Source organism: Streptomyces sp. NRRL F-2664, from assembly GCF_000719345.1.
In the GTDB taxonomy this organism is placed as follows: Bacteria; Actinomycetota; Actinomycetes; order Streptomycetales; family Streptomycetaceae; genus Streptomyces.
This window is the reverse complement of sequence record NZ_JOFX01000449.1, coordinates 1-357: the sequence shown is the minus strand read 5'-3', so window position 1 is coordinate 357 and position 357 is coordinate 1. Positions and strand designations below refer to the sequence as shown.

Below are 357 nucleotides of genomic sequence, written 5' to 3'. Positions count from 1 at the left end.
CAGCCGGAAAACCACCGAGACCACCAACAGCCGGAAAACCACCGAGACCACCAACCCCGACGGCACCCGCACCACCGTCCTCTTCCACTACACCCCCGACGGCGCCATCGCCAACGACACCCACACAGGCGCGGGCAGCGGCGGCCAGCCGCGCACCGGCAGCTACCTCACCGGGCCCGCAGGCGGCCGCGAGGCACGCACCCTCACCGGCACCCCCGGCGCAGCCCGGTACCTCCACGCCGACCGCCGCGGCAACACCGTCCTCGAGACCGGGCAGTCAGCCCAGGCGCTCACCGCCCGCGCCTACACCGACTACGGCCGGGAAACCCGCCCCGACGGCACACCCGCACCCGCCGC

The 357-nt window shown here is 74.5% G+C and carries 1 protein-coding gene; it reads left to right on the top strand.

Annotated elements, in window-relative coordinates; translation table 11 throughout:
* The coding region (locus IF89_RS39925; RefSeq protein ID WP_043195062.1) for a hypothetical protein at positions 1-357 on the top strand (357 nt) is incomplete at both ends.